17 protein-coding genes are annotated in these 17,783 nt (G+C 50.9%); 2 read left to right on the top strand and 15 right to left on the bottom strand.

Annotation, left to right across the window (positions count from 1 at the left end; translation table 11 throughout):
- Positions 1–168 precede the first annotated feature (168 nt).
- The 4 genes from BUB68_RS00910 to BUB68_RS00895 all read right to left on the bottom strand — a co-directional run bounded on the left by BUB68_RS00910 (position 169) and on the right by BUB68_RS00895 (position 4,993).
- On the bottom strand, positions 169–2,187 hold the full coding sequence (locus tag BUB68_RS00910) for an LTA synthase family protein (protein ID WP_081371796.1): 2,019 nt from the start codon (positions 2,185–2,187) through the stop codon (positions 169–171).
- Positions 2,184–2,951, bottom strand: a complete 768-nt coding sequence (locus tag BUB68_RS00905) for a DeoR/GlpR family DNA-binding transcription regulator (RefSeq protein WP_014423800.1) — start codon at positions 2,949–2,951, stop codon at positions 2,184–2,186. The genes BUB68_RS00910 and BUB68_RS00905 overlap by 4 nt, the downstream gene beginning before the upstream one ends.
- Positions 2,952–3,094: 143 nt before the next feature.
- Positions 3,095–4,402, bottom strand: a complete 1,308-nt coding sequence (locus BUB68_RS00900; RefSeq protein ID WP_218587664.1) for a glutathionylspermidine synthase family protein — start codon at positions 4,400–4,402, stop codon at positions 3,095–3,097.
- Between the two features lie 18 nt (positions 4,403–4,420).
- Entirely contained in the window at positions 4,421–4,993 is a 573-nt protein-coding gene (locus BUB68_RS00895) for a hypothetical protein (protein WP_143188039.1), read from the bottom strand.
- A gap of 188 nt (positions 4,994–5,181) precedes the next feature.
- Between BUB68_RS00895 and BUB68_RS00890 the strand changes: the two genes are divergently transcribed.
- Positions 5,182–5,859 (top strand): hypothetical protein, encoded by a 678-nt coding sequence (locus tag BUB68_RS00890; protein ID WP_073087941.1) that lies wholly within the window; start codon positions 5,182–5,184, stop codon positions 5,857–5,859.
- 56 nt (positions 5,860–5,915) lie between these two features.
- On the opposite strand, the gene BUB68_RS00885 is transcribed toward BUB68_RS00890, so the two are convergent.
- The 5 genes from BUB68_RS00885 to BUB68_RS00865 all read right to left on the bottom strand — a co-directional run bounded on the left by BUB68_RS00885 (position 5,916) and on the right by BUB68_RS00865 (position 11,105).
- A complete protein-coding gene (locus tag BUB68_RS00885; protein WP_073087940.1) occupies positions 5,916–7,058 on the bottom strand; it encodes a S41 family peptidase in 1,143 nt (380 codons plus the stop codon).
- 25 nt (positions 7,059–7,083) lie between these two features.
- Positions 7,084–8,205 carry a murein hydrolase activator EnvC family protein gene (locus BUB68_RS00880; RefSeq protein WP_073087939.1) on the bottom strand — a complete coding sequence of 374 codons (1,122 nt, stop codon included), beginning with the start codon at positions 8,203–8,205 and terminating at the stop codon, positions 7,084–7,086.
- A gap of 4 nt (positions 8,206–8,209) precedes the next feature.
- Positions 8,210–9,097: a permease-like cell division protein FtsX gene (ftsX, locus tag BUB68_RS00875; protein ID WP_073087938.1), complete on the bottom strand. Its 888-nt coding sequence runs from the start codon at positions 9,095–9,097 to the stop codon at positions 8,210–8,212.
- Complete coding sequence (ftsE, locus tag BUB68_RS00870; RefSeq protein WP_073087937.1) at positions 9,087–9,773, bottom strand: cell division ATP-binding protein FtsE; 687 nt, start codon at positions 9,771–9,773, stop codon at positions 9,087–9,089. The genes ftsX and ftsE overlap by 11 nt, the downstream gene beginning before the upstream one ends.
- A 129-nt stretch (positions 9,774–9,902) precedes the next feature.
- Positions 9,903–11,105 (bottom strand): GGDEF domain-containing protein, encoded by a 1,203-nt coding sequence (locus BUB68_RS00865; protein ID WP_073087936.1) that lies wholly within the window; start codon positions 11,103–11,105, stop codon positions 9,903–9,905.
- Between the two features lie 178 nt (positions 11,106–11,283).
- Here BUB68_RS00865 and BUB68_RS00860 point away from each other — a divergent pair, with 178 nt between their 5' ends.
- Positions 11,284–12,507, top strand: a complete 1,224-nt coding sequence (locus BUB68_RS00860) for an HAD family hydrolase (RefSeq protein WP_073087935.1) — start codon at positions 11,284–11,286, stop codon at positions 12,505–12,507.
- A gap of 119 nt (positions 12,508–12,626) precedes the next feature.
- On the opposite strand, the gene BUB68_RS00855 is transcribed toward BUB68_RS00860, so the two are convergent.
- The 6 genes from BUB68_RS00855 to rny form a co-directional block, all read right to left on the bottom strand.
- The gene (locus BUB68_RS00855) at positions 12,627–13,460 is read right to left on the bottom strand and encodes an Asp23/Gls24 family envelope stress response protein (protein WP_073087934.1); all 834 of its coding nucleotides are present in this window, start codon (positions 13,458–13,460) and stop codon (positions 12,627–12,629) included.
- Positions 13,461–13,490: 30 nt separating this feature from the next.
- Complete coding sequence (locus BUB68_RS00850) at positions 13,491–14,324, bottom strand: PHP domain-containing protein (protein ID WP_073087933.1); 834 nt, start codon at positions 14,322–14,324, stop codon at positions 13,491–13,493.
- A 31-nt stretch (positions 14,325–14,355) separates the two neighbouring features.
- On the bottom strand, positions 14,356–14,616 hold the full coding sequence (locus tag BUB68_RS00845; protein WP_014423788.1) for a stage V sporulation protein S: 261 nt from the start codon (positions 14,614–14,616) through the stop codon (positions 14,356–14,358).
- A 154-nt stretch (positions 14,617–14,770) separates the two neighbouring features.
- The gene (locus BUB68_RS00840; RefSeq protein WP_178139436.1) at positions 14,771–15,550 is read right to left on the bottom strand and encodes a TIGR00282 family metallophosphoesterase; all 780 of its coding nucleotides are present in this window, start codon (positions 15,548–15,550) and stop codon (positions 14,771–14,773) included.
- Positions 15,551–15,562: 12 nt separating this feature from the next.
- Positions 15,563–16,102 (bottom strand): hypothetical protein, encoded by a 540-nt coding sequence (locus BUB68_RS00835; protein WP_073087932.1) that lies wholly within the window; start codon positions 16,100–16,102, stop codon positions 15,563–15,565.
- An 84-nt stretch (positions 16,103–16,186) separates the two neighbouring features.
- Complete coding sequence (gene rny / locus BUB68_RS00830; protein ID WP_073087931.1) at positions 16,187–17,731, bottom strand: ribonuclease Y; 1,545 nt, start codon at positions 17,729–17,731, stop codon at positions 16,187–16,189.
- Between the last annotated feature and the right edge of the window lie 52 nt (positions 17,732–17,783).

The raw sequence follows: 17,783 nt of genomic DNA, 5'->3' as shown, positions 1-17,783 counted from the left end.
ATATATTATATTTATATTTGCGTCAATTTTTAGATTATTTAAAATAAAGATTCAGTCCGCAACACTTGTAAAAAATCCGAACAAGGTGCGGACTGAGGTCATAAGCCACAATAATATTCAGCTGGCAACCAAGGCTTCATTCCACTTGTCATGAAATGAAAACATCCATCATCTTCCTTTTTCATCCAAGATCTTTTGGTCTAAGATCGGTCCATATTTGGGCCGCCACCACGATATCGCCCGCACGGCATTGATATAATCCTGCATGACCTGATCGTCGATGGTCGGCGCTTCATTGCCATCCACAGCCTCTGGTGCCAAAGGCACGGTATCAGCCTTGCCGATGGCCGTGCGCGTGATCCAAAAGCCATAGTTGACGCCCTTATTGCTGGTGGTCGTAAGGCTCTGGCCCAAGGCCATGTAATCCGCGCCCTTGGGGGCCACGAGTTCCATCAGCGTGGGGAATATATCAATCTGGCTGCCGGCACTGTCAGAAAGCAATGTCCCCTTATGGACATCCTGACCAGTCAAAATGAACGGGATGCCATAACGAGCATACATATCGGGTTGTTTTTCAATATTGTAGCGGTCACCGTGGTCGCCCACGATAAGCACGAGACTGTCAGGATATCTCGCCTTGATATCCTTGACGAACTTCGCCAGTTCCCGCTGGGCATACCAGTAATGGCCCAGCTCCCGCAGGAGTTCCTCATCCTGTTGATACTCCGCGGGCAGTGCTGCCCGCACTTTTTCTTTGTCATAGCCCTTGGCTTCTACATCCACATCATACGGGCTGTGGTTGGAAGCATTGAGGATCACATTGAAACTCGGGGCATCCGTCAGCCGTTCCAGCACATTGGCATAGAGGCATTCATCCTCACAGCCCCAGACACTGCCCGGCACATCACCGAAATCGCCCCGGCTGTAAAAATGAGCGAACCCCTGCGCCTGCGTGAACGCGCCAATCCGCTCCCAAGTAGCCGGCCCGGCATAGAAAAAGTTCGTATCATAGCCGAGCTTTGCCAGCTGAGGTGCCGAAGCCGTGGGATAAGGCGCCGCAAAGGATTCCGGCATGGTGGTCAGGTAAAGGTTGGCATCCGCCCAGCCCGTGACCATGCCCGTCACGGCCGACACGGTGCTGGCACCATTTGGCAGGAAGGTCGGGCAATAATCCGTATCCTGCTCTGCGATCAAAGCACGCAGATCATCGGCAATGGGAATATCTTTATACCGCTCCAACAGCGGCCAGTTGGCCAGACTCTCCGAGAGAATCACAAAGACATGACGGGGCGGCTCAGCCGTCCCCTGCACCACCGTCTTCTTTAGATAGACGTCGAGATTATCGGTATCCGCGGGCTTGCCGCTCAGCTCAGCCGCCAGCTGGCGGATATCTTCCATGGTAAAATCCAGCCCGTTGCAGGCCAGCATGCGGCTGTTGAGGTTATAAGCGCGGTAGATGGCCTGCGGATTATCCAGGATGGCCTCATTCAGGAACTCATCCTTGGTCACGCCGGCATTTTCCCAGTCCACCGCCGTCTGCCAGCCCAAGCTGCCACCGAAGATGCCCAACAGCACGGCCAGATAAACACCATAGAGGAACGCCGCCCGCACCACCAGTTTCTTCCAGAACGGCCAGTGACGGATGGGAAGCAACGGTATTTCCCAGCCAAGCAGCCTGCGCAGGAGCTGCCAAAGCACCAAAGCCAGCACCATCGCTCCCGCAAACCTTGCCGGCAGGGCATACTGGTCCACCATGGTCCAGAACAAAGCTGCCCAATCCTCATTCATCCCCGTGAAAATCATCTGATTGAAATTCATGCGGTAGATACGATAATAGGGAAAGCTGGCCATATATAGCACGGATAGCGCACCCAGAAGCAAGCCATTCATGCCCAACCAAAGGCATCGTTCCACTTTCGGCCAAAGATAATGCGCGGCCAAAGCCGGCACAAAGCTGAGGAGCGTCAGCGCCCCTGCCGTCTGCATGCTCAGGCGGCTGCCCCGCCATAGCGCCAGCAGTACATCGCTGCTGCCGGTGTTTGGTCCCCAATAATCATGGAGCCACAGGATAAAAAAGAGCCGGAAAAGGGAAAGGACTGCCAGGTAAAAAGCATATACCTTCAGTCCTTCCACAATTATCTTATGAAAATTTTCCCAGCTCAAACGTGAAGGGAAATTCATACTCATGGCAGAATGATTTCCACCCCGTAAGAATCAGCCGCTTCCTGGATGTCCTGTGCCGGCAGCGTATCGGTGATCAGGCCGGACAGAGTATCGAGCGTCGTGTAGTTGTAGTTGCCATCCGTGCTGAGCTTGCGTGCTTCGGCTACGACATAAGCCTTCTTGCTGTGACGGATGATGGCCGCCTTGTTGATGCCGTCATCGATATCATAGGTGGAAACGCTGTTTTCCTTGACATCAACGCCTACTGCACCAACGAAAGCGATATCCGGTTTCAGACGAGAGATGAAGTCCAGCGTCATGCCGCCCCAGAAACCATCGCGGCTCTTGTTGATCTTGCCGCCAGCGAAGACCACGCGGATTTTCGGATTGCGGGCGAGGACCACGAGAATGTCAATCATGTTCGTCACGACCGTGATATCCTGGTCCATCTTGACCAGCAGTTCCGCAATGGCCAGATTACTCGTAGAGATATCCAGAAACACCATGTCGCGTTCATGGATGAGTTTCACAGCCGCCTGAGCAATGCGCTGCTTAGCTTCCACATCGGTGTTGCGATGCTTGCTGACTTCCAGCATATGGCTGTTCTCGCGGATGCGCACAGCACCACCATAAGTACGCTTGAGCTTGCCCTTCTTTTCCAGAGCGCCCAAATCCTTGCGGATGCAGTCTTCGGTAACCTTGAACTTCTCGCTGAGCTCACGTACGCGAACCTTGCCATCACGGGCTAACATGTTCAGAATGATTTCCTGGCGTTCTTCCAAAAACATAGTTCTTTCACACTCCCATAAGTTTTTCCTTACATCTTGGGGAAAAGGTAAGGTATTGTTTGCTATTATTGTCTGAAACCTATATTATCATATTACTTCGGAAAAATCTATCCCTAAGTAATAGAAAATAATTATTTTGAATATTATTGCAATCCCAACGGAAGCCAATATGCTTCCGTGCCCGCAATCTGCTCTGGCGAGAAGCGGGCATAGAGGGCACTGGGAGTCTTGCCCAACATAAAGCAGCTCAACGTCTGATAGCCCGTCAGCCGCCCGCTGTCCGTGTCAGCCTCACATTCCTGCTGATCCACAAAGAGCTGATACATATCATCCTTGCTATCCCGGCGCACGATATTGTCTGCATCCACATCCTTGACAAGCTTCACGCCCTGTCTGTCCAACACTTCGATGCCGGCACCTTCCCGTCCCCAGATGGGCTTCCGTATCCAGGCTGCATTTGCGGCTATCTTCTCCGGCGAAAAATCCCGGGCAAAGTACGAGGGCAGCATATAGCGGCTGATAATGGCGGATTCCTCCTCTGTAAATGCGGAAGACATCCCCACCGGCTGGTTGTCCAATGCCCAGACCAATGCCTGAAAGGCCTTGGATTGCATGATGATGGACTCAGGCGGATTGAACATCATATAACGCCCCTGCAAATAGCCATCCATAAAGTCCTTTCCCAAGGACTCGCCTTCCGGCGTCGTCTCCTCGATCAGGATTTCCAACGGATGCAGGCGATAGATGGCATTTGCCGTGCGTCCATCCGGCAACAGGATGCTGCCATCATTCCGTACCGCCAGATCATAGAATGAGACGAAGGTTATGGCATCATCTGCCTCCACCGCCATGGTATTCTTCTTCATGGCCTGCATCAGGAACTTAGTCGTAGCAAGGTCTTCCGGATAATCATCAAAGCAGGAAAACAGAAAGGGATGCCGGCGATGGAACCTGCCCGTACTGATGCTGACTCCCGGTTCCGAGGCCAAAAAGATCTCATTGAGCCAATTGCAGAGCTTGTCATACTCCCCATGATTCGGATCTTCCACCTCAAAGTGATTGCAGGCCACCATGTTGCCATAATAGGCCTCCACTACCGCACAGGGCGTGTCGGCATTGATTTCCACCATATGGAGATTCCCCTGCTTGTCCAGCACATAATCAAAACGCGACAGCCATGAGGCCAGCCGCAGGGGATTTTCTTTCTGCAGATAAGGAATCAGCTGCGGCGGGATCTCCAAATCCGCCAGAAAACTTTCCCCGCATTGCTGGCAGACCTCCACAGCCCGCTGAAAGGCGCCGAACAGGACACCACTGACGTAACGCAGTTCCTCAGCCCTTTCCTTATCCAGCATCCTGATATCCTTCGTCGGATATTTATCCTCATACCCTTCGTACTCCACAAAAGGGAATATTTCCCGGTTCAATAAATCCCGCCAATCCGCAATCACCTGCAATCACTTCCTTTCTCACGATGCGGAACTTCTCGCTCCGGCAGAACCAAAACCGCTCTTAGAACTGGAACTTACCGCGCTCTTAGCCGTACTTTTCGTACTGCTCTTGCTGGTGGATACATCGCTGCTTTTATTGGTCTTACTGCTTGAGGAACTGCTGCGGCTGCCGCCGGAACTGGAACCTGAACCCTTGTCCTCCTTGTCCTTGACCGGCTGCACCGGGTCAAAGGTGGTATAGCGATGGGTTTTGGCATTATAATAGCCGCCACGGCCATTGCTCAGCCCATGGAACAGATAATAACCTGCCGCCAGCCCAGCCAGCAGAGAAGCTGAGCCTGCCAGGAAACTCAGGTTGCCATCATCATCCCGCTTGAACGTAACCGTCCGGCCATCATCATAGGTAGCGGTTTCCGAACCATCATCATTCTGGGTCAAAGTATACTCATTCCCATCACTATCCGTCAATACATTTGCGTTATCCTGCGCAGTCGGGACCTCCTCATCCTCTACACCACAGGAAGTAAATACTGCTGTTGTTGCCACTGCCGTAAAAATCGCCAGCGCTTTTGTCGTTTTACCACTCAACAAAATCATCCACCACTTTTCGCATTATTCTTTTTTATCATATGGTATACTTATCTGCTTGTCAAATGTCTTTTTTCAAAAGTCATTGATTTCACTTTTATTCGATTGCAATTCTAATATTCCTTTAATTGTAATCATGCGTTAAAAATGGTATGATATTTTCGGAAAAAAAATGAGGAGATGATGATGACATGGAAGAAATGGACAAACAAGAAAACGGTAAATCCTGGAACAAAAAAATAATCGCTTTAATCGCAGTGATTGTCTTGATTGCCTGCGGAATTGGCGGCTATATGTACTACAAACGCACCCCGGCTTACTCCCTGCAATTGATTCAGGATTCCGTCAAAGAACACAACTGGGAAAAGTTCAGCCGTCATGTGGATACCAAGAGTCTGGCCGACTCAGCCTTTGACGATATCATTGAAATATCCCTGGAGGAAGATACGACCATGGACGCCCAGACCAAAGCCTTGGCCGCCAACTTTGCCAAGCTGCTGAAGCCGACGCTGACGAGCCTGATTGAATCCTCCGTCAAAGAATATGTGGAAACCGGCGAATTCAAAGATCTCGATGATAAAAAGGATGGCGGAAAAAAATCCAAACGCCAAAAAGAGAATCCGGCAGAAAATCTGTTAAAGGAAACCAATGCCGATAAACTGAAATTCACCGGCGTGAAATCCACGGAAAAAGATGGTACCGGCACAGTAGTTGCTATGGGGCTTCATGATGAATCCCTCAATGCCGATTATGAATTGAAAATCCGTATGATCCAGCTGGAAGATGGCACCTGGAAAATGAATAAAATCGAGAATCTCAAAGATTTCTATAATGCCACCAAAGAGGCCGAGAAGAATAAAAAAGCTTGAGCCAAAACACAAAAAACGCTTGCTGCTGCGCAAGCGTTTTTTTGTGTTTATCGCCCTTATAATTTTTGCTGCAAGATCTCTTTGGCCATATTGAGCTGCTTGTCTTCCGTATCCTCTTCACTGAGATTTACCGTCACATCCGGCTCAATGCCAATGCCATCGATACATTTGCCGCTGGGCGTATAATATTTGGCAATGGTCAGTTTCAATCCATCATCATGGAACAAAGGCACAACTACCTGCACCGACCCTTTGCCATAGGATTTCATGCCGACAATGGTCGCCGCCTCTGTATCCTGCAAGGCACCAGCCAGGATTTCCGAAGCGCTGGCACTGTTGCCATCAATCAGGACAACCAGGGGATATTTGACCGCTTCCAGATCGGAATCATATTCTTCCCTGCTGCCATCCTTCTGCACGACGGAAACGATATTTCCCTTGGGAACCAGCATCTTCGCTACATCGACGCAGCTTGTGATAAGGCCGCCGGGATTCTGCCGCAGGTCGATAATCAAGCCCTGCATCCCCGCTTCTTCCAGCTTTTCATATTCTTCCTTGAACTCTTCTGCCGTATTTTCCCCAAAGGAAGCAATGCGGATATAGCCCATATTGCTCTCATCCAGCATCTTGCCCTTGGTCGAACGGACTTTTATCATATCCCGCTCGATGGCATATTCCCTATCTTCTTCGTCGGCACGATGAATCATCAGCTTGACTTCCGTGCCGGCTTCGCCGCGGATGTGCATGGCCACTTCCTCGGGCTGGAATTCCGTGACAGGCGTCCCATCTACCGACATGATCTCATCCCCGACCTTGAGGCCTACCTTTTCCCCGGGTGTACCTTCCAATACAGACATGATCGTGACCTTGTCATCCTTGAAGCCCATGGTCACACCGATGCCGCCAAAAGCGCCCGCCGTATGTTCCTTGAGGGATTTATATAAAGAAGTCTTCATATAGATAGAATGCGGGTCCCCCAAGGACTTCACCATGCCATCTATGGCCCCGTCCATCAGCTTGCTGCTGTCCACATCAGTGACATAACGGGTTTCAATCATGCGCTTGACGCCGAAGAACCGCAGCAGATCCGTCGTCTTATCCCCGCTCAGCCCAAAGAGCTTCATCAGGCCCATAACGGTCAGGAAACTGGATATCACAGCCGTTACCAGAACAATCAGCGCTATTTTCTTCTTACTCAAAAACTTTCACCTTCTATCGTAACGCTCAAAGATAACCATACGGGCTGACGGGTGAACCATTCTGCCGCACTTCGAAATGGCAGTGAGGGCCAGTGGAATTACCCGTAGAACCACAATACGCTATGGTTTCTCCCTGACTGACGCTCTGGCCTACAGATGCCGCCAGGGATTGATTGTGCCCATACAGAGTGGTTATGCCACCGCCATGATTGATGATCACAGTATTGCCATAACCAGAAATCCACCCTGCATATTCCACCGTTCCCGAGGCAGCTGCCGCAATCGGCACGCCATAATCTGCCCCAATATCAATACCACTATGGAACTTTTGGGTTCCCGTAATCGGATGCGTACGCCAGCCAAAATCCGAAGTCACCGTACCGCCAACGGGCCAGATCATGGAACCATTGCCCCCACCGCCACCAGCAGGTGCCGGCAGATTGGCCATGCTACTGCGGCGCAGCATATCCTCAATCTGTTTGGAAGCGGCCATCATTTCATCATATTGACGGTCAACCGTGGCCTTATCGCTCTTCATCTGGTCGATGATGGCCTTGCGCTTCCTGACCTTCTCTTCCATGACTTCTCTGGCCTGACGGGCCTTGAGTTCCTGCTCCGCCCGGGCCTTGCGGTCTTTTTCCAGGCTTTTCTGTGTCGCTTCGATTTCGGCCTTCTCGTCCAGCACCAGATGCACGAGGTCATAATCCTGCTTGATTACCTTCTTCAGGAGGTCCATACGCGTCATCAGATCGGAAAAATCCTTGGCCCCAAAGAGCACATCCAGATAGGAAATCTGGCCATTCACATAGATATCCCGCACCCGCTTGCCGAGCTTCGCACTTTTCTTATCGTAGTCCGCCTCCACTTCCTGGAGGCGGTTTTCATTCTTTTCCATGCGGTCCAGTGTTTCATCCAGCGCCGCCTTCAATTCCTTGTGTTCAGCGATGGCCGCATCGGCTTCCTCATCAATCAGCCGCTTTTCCTCAGACAGGGATTCAATCTTGGACTGCAATGCCGCACTCCTGCCCTTGAGTTCCTCGGCCTTCTTGTCATAGCCGGCCTTATCATCTTCCAGCGAAGCATACGCCGTGGAAGCCGTCAGCACCACGGAGAGCGTAGCCGCCGTTATCTTCTGCCAATGTCTCATAACCTTAAACCTCAAGGAAACGCTTCAGCGAGAAAGCCGAGCCGATTGCACCGATCACCATGCCGGAAAGGACAATCGCCACGGTCACATAATTCATGAAAGGATACTGGGGCATCAGCGGGAAAAAAGCCAGGGTACTGTATATTTTCGCCGCCATGGCCGCATAGAAGCTGCGCAGGGCGATAGCCGACAAAATACCGCCAATGCAGCCCAGCACGATGCCTTCCATCAGGAACGGCCAGCGGATGAACCAATCGGTTGCCCCCACATATTTCATGATGGCGATTTCCTTGCGCCGCGCAAAAACCGTCAGCCGGATGGTATTGGAAATGATGAAGATGGTCGCCCCCGCCAATAACAGCATCAGCACCAGACCAAAGATGCGCATGAGCCGGGTGATATCAAAGAGATGTTCCACCACATCCTGCCCATACTTTGCCGACTCCACGCCATCCATACGCTCGATGGCCTTAGCGGCGGTTTCCACCATTTCCGGCGTCTTGACGGTGACCTCAAACGCATCAGGCAGTGGATTCTTGTCTCCCAGTGCATCCAGCAGATACTTCTGGTCGCCCAGACGCTCAGAGAGGCGTTCCTTGGCTTCATCTTTATCCACATATTTCACCGTATCAATGCCCTGCATCTTCTCAATATCGCTTTGCAGGTCAACGCGTTCCGACTTCTTCAGATCATCCTGCAGATAGACGCTGATCTGTACCTGAGATTCCAGGGTGGAGGCCATACGATTCATGTTAAGCACGAGAATCAGGAATACCCCCAATACAAACAGGGACACGGCCACCGTGCCGATGGACGCAAAGGACATCCAATTGTTGCGGCGCAAGGAGCGAAAGACTTCCTGTATAAAATATTCGCCAGTCCTAACCTTCATAACCATAACCTCCCCGCTGCTGGTCACGCACAATGCGGCCATCTTCAATGGCAATAACCCGCTTCTTCATGGTGTCCACGATATTGCGGTCATGAGTAGCCATGACGATAGTCGTCCCCGCCTTGTTGATGCGCCGGAAAATGTCCATGATATCCCAGCTGGTTTCCGGGTCAAGATTTCCCGTCGGTTCGTCTGCGATCACAATGGAAGGATTGTTGACGATAGCCCGGGCGATGGCCACACGCTGCTGCTCGCCGCCCGAAAGCTGCGACGGAAAACTGCGATACTTATCACGCAGCCCTACCACATCCAGCACAGAATTAACACTGCGCTGCATGGTACGGCGCGGTGCCTCAATGACCTGCATGGCAAAGGCCACATTCTCAAATACTGTCTTATCGGGGAGCAAGCGATAATCCTGAAAGATCACACCCAGCTCACGGCGCAGATAAGGAACTTCAGAACGCCCCATAGCCACCACATCATGACCGTTCACTAATAATTTTCCTTCGGTCGGCAGCTCTTCCCGAAACAGCATCTTGATGAAGGTGGACTTGCCCGCGCCACTTGGCCCCACCACGAAGACAAATTCGCCCTTCTTGATATCCACACTGACGTGGTTCAGGGCCACCACGCCCGTATCATAGGTCTTGCTGACCTCCCGCATCTGTATCATTAGGAATTTTCCTCCTGTAAAATAAACTAACCTTTATTTTACCATAAAATGACCGGTCAAAGCAAAATCTGACCGGTCAAAAATAACCAAAGACCTTATATGATCATGCATCACGAAACACCCACAATATCAGGATTTCAATTCGTGCTTCCGCTCATACATCCGGGAATCCGCCCGTTCAAAGATCCGTTTGAAGCTGTTGTCCTGATTGGGAATATACTCCGTCAAGCCCGCTGCGATAACCAGGCCATCATTCTGCCGGTTCCGTTCAATTTCCTGATTGAATTCCTGCAGCAGCAAATCCCGGTCCATATAGTCCTCCCGTTCCAGGATGGCTACAAACTCGTCCCCCCCCACACGATATACCGGACTTTTCTTGAAAATACTGCAGATCAAATGACAGGACTGTTTGATGAATTCATCGCCAACATCATGTCCCAGATTATCGTTTACCCATTTCAGATTGTTGACATCAAATACAGCCACGGCCAATTCTTTCATGTCTCCGCGCTCTATCCTTTTATCAATAAGTTCCATCTGCTCCGCATATGCCAGCTTGCTCTTGACGCCGGTAAGCGGATCTGTATAAGCAAGTTTCCAGGCTGTCTTCAGCTCCAGGAACTGCTCCTTTTCTCGTTCCAGAGCGATTTCCAAATCTTTGCGATACTCCTCCCGTTCATTTTCGATGACGAAGGTCCGCAGCAAGCAACAACCCAGCATATAACTGATGGCATAAAGCGGATAATGCGGAAGCGATACCTGTATCGCAATGAACAGCATCATGATCAACCCCGACAAACCGATGGCCAGATGCCGCTTGCGCTCTATCTCCGTATCCTTGTTGGCAAAAACCAGCGTATACATGGAAAGCATCAGCAGCATGACGACCTGATAGACAAAGATCAGATTGCGTGCGATCCCCGCATGATAAACACCTGCCGCATCAAAATAGAACATCACAGGCCACCAGCGATTCAGCAGTGTGCCAATGATCACGGTAGAAAGCAATATCAAGGCTGTATAGGTCAGGAAATGCCGGAACACCCCTTTGATTCCCAAATAGATCACAACATAATACAGCCAAAGCAGAACGCCAGCCGCCATGACAATAAAATACACTTCCGTATCCAGATAGATCCAATCCAGATTGGAAATCTCATACAGCCAGCCCCAAAGCAAATCTGTAACGTAATAAAGAATAACCGCATACAAAAAATAACGATAATGCCGCTGCGCTCTATCATTCTCCATCTCACGCCGGGTAAAGAACACATCATGATTGGTTATCAGCAATACCAGCAAAGCCAATAAATCAATCAGACAATAATACATACATGTTCTCCCCCCTTGACTTTTCCATACATCAGCAACCGCTTCTACTCCTCATTATATTCGCGAAAACACGAAAAAAAGCCTGCTTTAATCCATAAAATTTTTCCACAGTCTAATTCCCTGCAAAAGGGAATCCTCCACTTCATGCCGAATATTGATAGAGAAGTGAGGGATTATCATGAAAAAAAATATAGCAAATTTTTATTTATTCTTATCCGCCCTTATCCTGTCTGCAGGCATCGGTTTCTATTGGTACAGCCAAGGCCTTGCTATGTTCACAGTATTCAATGCCGCTGCCGCCACTCTTATTGCCGCACTGCCTTTTCCCTATATATTGGGAAAGATCCTGCCTTTTGCCAAAGGAGCACGGCAGGCACAAAAAAGCGACATCAAACTAAACGACAGCAGTCAGCTGGAGGACATCGGGAATATCGATACTCTGATCCTGGGACGTCATGGGATCATAACGGAAGGACATCCCTATGTAGCCAGTCTCTATCCGGCAGGAGTCAGCCAGAATGTCCTGCTTTCCCTGGCCGCCTCTGCCGAAAAAGATGCCACACATCCCCTGGGCCAGGCCATTTACGAAACCGCCAGCCAGCGCGGACTGCAACTCCTGGAAGCCAGCACCTTCACAGAAGTTCCCGGCTGCGGCGTGGAAGCCATTGTCGGGCGCAATTCCCTGCGCGTGGGCAGTATATTCTGGCTGAAAAAAGAAGGGATTGATATCAGCGCTGACCTGATCACCAAAAATGATCAGCTGGCCCAGAGAGGCCATAGCACCGTCTTTGTCGCCAATGGCAAGTACTGCCGGGGCATCATCGCCATCGACGATGCACTCGACCAGGATACCCTGACCGCTATCCGCAAGCTCCAACGCCAGCATCTTCACGTTGTGATGCTCACACGGGAAAACAAGCGCACGGTAGAAACCATCGGCAAACAGGCCGGCCTTGACTCTGTCCATGGTCAACTGACATTAGAGGGGAAGCTGCGGGAAATCCAGCTCCTGAAAGCCCGGGGCACAGGTGTAGCCATCGTGGAACGCGGTAAGATTCCCGATGAACTTTGTCAGGCAGTGGATGCCGTCATCGAGCTTGCCCCCGCCAGACATCCGCTGGACAAAGAAACTGGCCTGCCGCCAGCCACGCAGGAAAATCCGCAGGCCATCTTCCTGCAGAGCGGCCTGCTCTGGGACTTTGCTGTCCTGCAGGAAATTGGCAGATCCACCCTGAACCGCATCAAACTGAACAAGATGATTGCCCTCATCGCCTTCGCCGTGATGCTGCCCCTTTCCGCGGGCGCTCTCTATCCCTTCGGCATCCCCTTTCTCCCCGCCTGGGGCGCACTGGCAGGACAGGCTCTGACCCTGCTGCTGGTGACCATAAACTCCTTGCGGTAAAACTATAGTATGCAAAAGCCCGGTATCCGGCGATTGCTTTCCGCAGCGTTTGGCGCTTTTTGTCAAAGCGAAGGAAAGTAATTGCCGGACACCGGGCGTCTTATCACCACGATGCAACTCTATGCTTTCACATATAATGTTTTTACCTGGATATTGACTTCATGCACAACCATACCCGTCATATACTCGACCGCATCCCGCACATCCTTCTGTGCCTGTGCCAGCAACGTAGGGATATGATTGCCATAAGTAAGCACCACCCCACAGACGATCTTCAGTCCCAGGTCCTCATCTCCCTGCAGCAAATGTTTGACCTGCAGTCCATCCACCTTGGTGATGGCTTCAACCTTCTTCAGCACCACCTGCACGATTGACTTGACCGCCGAATCATCTATGCTGAGCTTACCATAATAACTGAACACTGGCCGCACTATGGATTTCTCACCCAGACGACGGCGCTTGGTCGATGACCGCTTGAACAGTGTCTGCAATGGATCTACCAGATACCCAGAGAAATGCGGTTTCAACTCGATTGTGGGAACCGGAATGATATGCTTGCCTTCTTTCAGACGATGATATTGGGCGGCCGCCATTTCCTGTTTGGTCGCCACATCTTCAATATTGATGATTTTGGCAATCTGCGGCAGATGCAGCGCCTTAGCAATCTTGAACACCATATTTTCCGAGGTTCCCAAAATCAGGATCCGGTGTGGTTTGGCCTCCTTGATGGCCGCCTGCACCTCTTCTGCATGACCTGGCAATACAAAGATTGCTCGCCGTACCGCCATGATCTTGCTCTGCTCCTTTTTGGCAGAATGCCCTCCCACTATCTTGCCGTCCTTAATCAGGATTCCATCATCGATAATGGCGTCTGCATTGTGCTTATGCGCCACAATCAGCGCGTGGTGACTTTTACCGGTGCCACTTGGCCCGACTAAAGCAATCACATCCATATACTACTCTCCTGACCAACGAATCAAACTTCAACTGAATTTTTCCGAGGGACGATAAAATGGCTCTGCCCATTTATCCTCAATGGTAAAAACCCCCACTTCAGAAGGATATCTGGTGGGATAACCATGAAAATCCGAACCTCCCGATGGCAGCAGGCCAAACTCCTGCGCCATCATGTAATAACGCGCCGTATCCTCAGCATCATGCTGGGGATAGAAAACCTCCAACCCCTCAATTCCCCGCTGACAAAGGTCTCGCACCAGCTCATCATCACCGATCAATTTGGGATGAGCCAGTACCGGCGTACCACCAGCGCCTTTAATGAGGCCAATGATTTCTTCCACTTCCAAATGGTAGTGGGGCACATAAGCAGGCTTTCCCTTCTGCAGGACTGCACTGAAGCATTCACGCACCGAAGTAAAACAGCCTTTCTTCACCAGGACCCGCGCGATATGGGAACGGCTGATGGAGCGGCTGGCGCCAGCCAGCGTCAATACCTCTCCTTCGGAAATGGGGTATCCCAAATCCTGCAGTTTAGCCACCATATCACTGAAACGAGTCCAACGTGCTTCCGTCACATCGTTCAATTTGTCAATCAGGTCAGGATAATAAATATCCACATTGAAACCCAGAATATGGATCTCGCGCATCGGATGATGAGCGCTGAACTCAATCCCAGGAATTATCTTGATTCCCTTGGCAGGGAAAATCCCGCTCTCATAAAGATGGCTGACACCATCCACTGTATCATGGTCGGTTATAGCCATATATCTGAGACCGGCAGCTTTTGCCGCTGCCACAAGCTCCTCCGGAGTGAGTTTCCCATCAGAGAAGGTTGTGTGCATGTGCAAATCACTTGCCATTATTGTCACTCCTATGCCGAATCAGCACATCTCAGCGCGGTTCAACGATGAGTTTGATAGCAGTGCGCTCTTCACCTTCAATATTGATATCGGTAAAAGCAGGAATGCAGATCAGATCAATACCATGCGGCGCCACAAACCCGCGGGCGATGGCTACTGCCTTGACTGCCTGATTAAGGGCACCGGCACCAATAGCCTGCATCTCCGCACTGGAATGCTCACGCAGCACACCAGCCAGCGCTCCTGCCACTGAATTCGGGTTAGATTTCGCAGATACCTTCAAGATTTCCATGATTAGCACACGTCCTCTCTTTCAACAAAACTGCAACAATGTTCTAGATTTTTCCTATGACATATCTAACTGATACTAACTTATTATTCTGCATGGGCAGAAAAAATCCTGCCTCAGGAAAAATTCTTCTGAAAATCTTTCAGCCATCTGCTTGTTATTCTTTGATTAAGATCCGTTCGACACCAGTTGTCTTGTTTGTGGCATCATCAATGTCCACGATCAGTGCCGAATACACCATAGGCCCGCTCTCTTCCAGATCAAACCGGCAGGGCAGGCAGGTGGTGAACTTCTGGAGGATGATCTCCGTCTTCACACCTAAGATGGAATTCCAGGGGCCGACCATCCCCAAATCCGTGATGTAGGCCGTCCCTTCCGGCAGGATGCGGTCATCCGCGGTCTGGATATGGGTATGGGTACCCACCACCGCATTGACTCTTCCATCCAGATACCAGCCCATGGCCATCTTCTCCGACGTGGTTTCCGCATGGAAATCCAGGAAAATGATATCACATTCCCGCTGAAGCTCCCGCAGGATCTCTTCGATTTTCTGGAACGGGCAGTCCATGTCCGGCATAAAGGCCCGGCCAGAGAGATTGACCACGCCGATATTCTTCGCCTTGAAGGGATAGACACAATAACCTTTGCCCGGCGCACCTTCCGGATAATTAGCCGGCCGGATCAGGAAGGGTTCCTGATCGATGAATTCCAGCACATCCTTCTTATCCCAGACATGGTTTCCGGAAGTGATGATATCGGCGCCACCATGATAAAGGCCATCCAGCGACTTGCGGGTATAGCCCTTGCCACCAGCAGAGTTTTCTCCGTTGACGATCACCACATCAATATTTTTTTCGGCTTTGAGCTGTGGGGTATATTTTTGGAACGCCTTGCGTCCCGGCTTGCCCACCACATCACCAACCAGCATTACACGCATAACTTACTCCTTTCAGCGGTTGTAGACTACAACCTTATCTTTATCCCGCATGCCAATCATGCGCTCCTTGATCCGGCTGGTCTGAGCCATTTCAAACATCTGATCCAGAAGATTGCTCTGCATCGTGGAAAACTCCGGCTCCAATGCATCCAACGTATGTGCATCGATCTGCAGGGCATTGCCGAACTTATCATGGAACAATTCCGTCAACAAATCCAATTCGCCCCGCAGCATGGTCCCTAACTGGCGCCGCACATGAACGGTCATGATCTTGCCGTTCACATCTGCATCGATTGCCAGCCATACAGGATCACCACCATGAAGTTCATGATACGTCTGCACACTCTTATCCACTAAATCAGCAAAAACTTCCATCTCATCCCGTTTCACCTTTGCCTCCACCACAAAGTCCAACGTGATTTCCGTTTCTTTGGGTTCATAGGTGACTGCATAGAGTTCCGGATAACACACCAGCATCGATGCCAACAACTGCACTCCGGTGCTCATTTCCTTACGGCCGTTATTCTTGCCGTTCAGGTTAAATCCAAACATAATTGCATCCTCCCGCTAAAGTGTAAGAAAGGGCGCAAGGCTCATAGCCTGCACCCTCCTCACTTATGTGCTCATACGCACGCCTTATTTTGCATAATCCACAACGCGGGTTTCCCGGATGATCGTGGCCTTGATCTGGCCAGGATATTCCAGTTCTTCCTCGATTTTTTTCACGATGTTATGCGCCAGCGCTACAGCTTCCGTGTCATCTACCTTATCCGGTTTTACCATGACGCGGATCTCACGGCCAGCCTGAATGGCAAAGCAACGCTCAACGCCTTCATAGGATTCAGCGATTTCTTCCAAGCTCTTCAAGCGTTTCAGATAGGATTCCAGGCTCTCACGACGAGCACCCGGACGAGCTGCCGATACTGCATCAGCAGCGGCTACCAGCACAGCCTCTACGCTGGTGGCTTCTACATCGCCATGATGAGCGGCGATGCAGTTGATTACATCCTTGGATTCCCGGAACTTCCGGGCAATGTCAGCACCAATCGTGGTGTGACTGCCTTCCACTTCGTGGTCGATGGCCTTGCCGATATCATGCAGCAGACCGCCACGCTTAGCCAGTGTAACATCACAGCCCAATTCAGAAGCCATGACACCGGCCAGATGCGAAACCTCAATGGAATGGTTCAGTACGTTCTGACCATAACTCGTGCGATAACGCAGACGTCCCAGCAGCTTTATCAGCTCTGGATGGATACCGTGAACACCAGTATCAAAGGTTGCCTGTTCACCGGCTTCCTTGATGCGCATATCGACTTCCCGCTTGGCTTTTTCCACCATCTCTTCGATGCGAGCTGGATGGATACGGCCATCCTGAATGAGTTTTTCCAGTGCAATGCGGGCCGTTTCCCGGCGTACCGGATCGAAGCCCGACAGGATAACAGCTTCCGGCGTATCATCGATGATGAGGTCAATGCCCGTCAGCGTTTCCAGCGTCCGGATATTGCGGCCCTCACGGCCGATGATGCGGCCCTTCATCTCGTCATTGGGCAGGGCCACCACGGATACCGTGGTTTCTGCCACATGATCAGCAGCGCAGCGCTGGATGGCCTGGCTCAGGATATCCCGTGCCTTCTTGTCGGACTCATCCTTGATCTGCTGCTCATACTCCTTGATTTTCATAGCCTTTTCATGCTTCAGCTCTTCTTCCGCCTCAGCCATGAGCATTACCCTTGCTTCTTCAGCAGTCAGGCTGGAAATACGTTCCAATTCCGTCTTCTGCTGTTCGTGCATCTCATCAATCGCCTGCTGGGTCTTGTCAATGCGGGCTTCCTTGCGGTTCAGGCCCTCTTCCCTCTTCTCCAAGGAATCCAGCTTGCGGTCAAGATTTTCTTCTTTCTGTACTACGCGGCGTTCCTGACGCTGAAGTTCGCTGCGACGTTCTTTCGTCTCACGATCGAGCTCCTGACGCTGACGATGGATTTCCTCCTTCGCCTCGAGCAGAGCTTCCTTCTTCCTCGTCTCGCCTTTTTCTTCTGCATCCGCTACAATGCGTTTTGCTTCTTCTTCAGCGGAACCGATCTGGGCTTCGGCGGTACGCTTACGCGCCGTATAACCAGCTCCGGCACCGATGATTGCTGCGATTATTACCGCTACTACTTCGATAACGATAATACTCACCCCCTTCTTACTTATTTGCGTTCATGCATTATTTATTTGTTTTGATAGTTCA

It is taken from the genome of Pseudoselenomonas ruminantium, assembly GCF_900142515.1.
GTDB lineage: Bacteria > Bacillota > Negativicutes > Selenomonadales > Selenomonadaceae > Selenomonas_A > Selenomonas_A ruminantium_D.
This window is presented reverse-complemented; position numbering and strand designations above follow the sequence as displayed.